Raw genomic sequence first — 1,394 nt, 5'->3', positions numbered from 1 at the left:
ATAATAAAAAGAAAAAAGATGAAAAGGATTACGAAAAAAATGAAAATAGTAAGGAAATAGACGGGGAAAAAAAGAAAAATGAAAAGAAATATATGAAAGAAGGGAAAGAAGAGAGTGCTTAGATTTAATTCTAAAAATAGAAAGTGAGGAAAAAAGTATGAAATCTTTGTATGCAATTGATGTAGGAATCGGCTTTACTAAGCGAGCATATCGACAGGATGAAGATTCTGAGGTGACGGTTAAGAGTGAAGCTTCCACACTAGCCCCTGTAGCTAATCATGATGAAAGTGAAGATTTAACAAAGGTAAGTTTTATAGACTTAGACTTTGCATACTACATGGGAAATGAAGCGCATCAATCTGACGCTTCATTTCTTCCTCCATTTGAAGAAGAAATAGAAAATTATTATGAAAGCGAACAGTTTAAACAACAAATATTTGGTTGCATTGCAAAGGATTATAAAGAAAATGTCGTGTTACCTTTAATTGTTACCGGGCTTCCAGTCACTTGTTTTGGTAGTCAGCATGAGCAATTACAACGTGCACTAAAAAAAGAAACTTCCGTGCAAATTGATGGGAAATTTATTAATATTACGGTGGAAAATGCTTTGATTCTTCAGCAACCGGTCGCTTTACATGCCTATTTCTTAAAAGAGGGAATCATTCAGGAACGAGATCGTATCTTAATTATTGATGGTGGATTTCGTACATTAGAAATGACAGATATGAAACAGAATGTCATTTTAAATCATTATGAGACAGAACTAGGATGTAGCAAGCCTTTGAAAAACATTAAGAATATTGTGGAGAATCATGCGGCTGAAAGTAATCACTTGCATATTAACGACATGCCAAAAATCTTAGAAAAAGGATATGATGGTCGAGAAGAAAATCCTCAGACAAGTCAGGTTGATACTTTGATTCAAAAAGAGTTGGATGCACACTTCCAAGACGTTATGTGTGTATTACAAGAACAATTTAAGTTAGACCAGTATGACACTATTATTTGGACAGGAGGAATAGTAGATCTCCACAAAAAACGAATTGAAAAAATAAAAGGTGAAATTTCTTCTTTCCGTATGGTAGACGCTTCGAAAGAGGCTGCACTTCATGGATACTATATGATTGGAAGTCAAGTATTTGATGACATCACCAATCAATCTGCATATGAATCTAAATTATAATAACGACCGAAATGGAGTTCGTTGAATAGACGTGCCAAATTATGTAGCTTCTTTTCCACATATAAAAAATGCTTTATAAGAAAAGATAAAAAGTGCTTATATAGAGGAAATGTTTAAAATTGCGAATAAAAATAACTAATATATAGGGGGTCTTCCTTTTAACAGAATAAGACCTCCTATGCCATTTATCCCGCTTTAATGGGCAGTAAGA

1 protein-coding gene and 1 pseudogene are annotated in these 1,394 nt (G+C 33.6%); both read left to right on the top strand.

Going from position 1 to position 1,394, the window contains the following annotated elements; translation table 11 throughout:
• A pseudogene (locus tag KI369_RS27785) lies at positions 1-122 on the top strand (peptidase U61); the annotation flags it as partial.
• Positions 123-157: 35 nt separating this feature from the next.
• Positions 158-1,183 (top strand): ParM/StbA family protein, encoded by a 1,026-nt coding sequence (locus tag KI369_RS27780; RefSeq protein WP_212958857.1) that lies wholly within the window; start codon positions 158-160, stop codon positions 1,181-1,183.
• Positions 1,184-1,394 lie beyond the last annotated feature (211 nt).

This window comes from Bacillus sanguinis (genome assembly GCF_018332475.1).
GTDB lineage: Bacteria > Bacillota > Bacilli > Bacillales > Bacillaceae_G > Bacillus_A > Bacillus_A sanguinis.
This window is presented reverse-complemented; position numbering and strand designations above follow the sequence as displayed.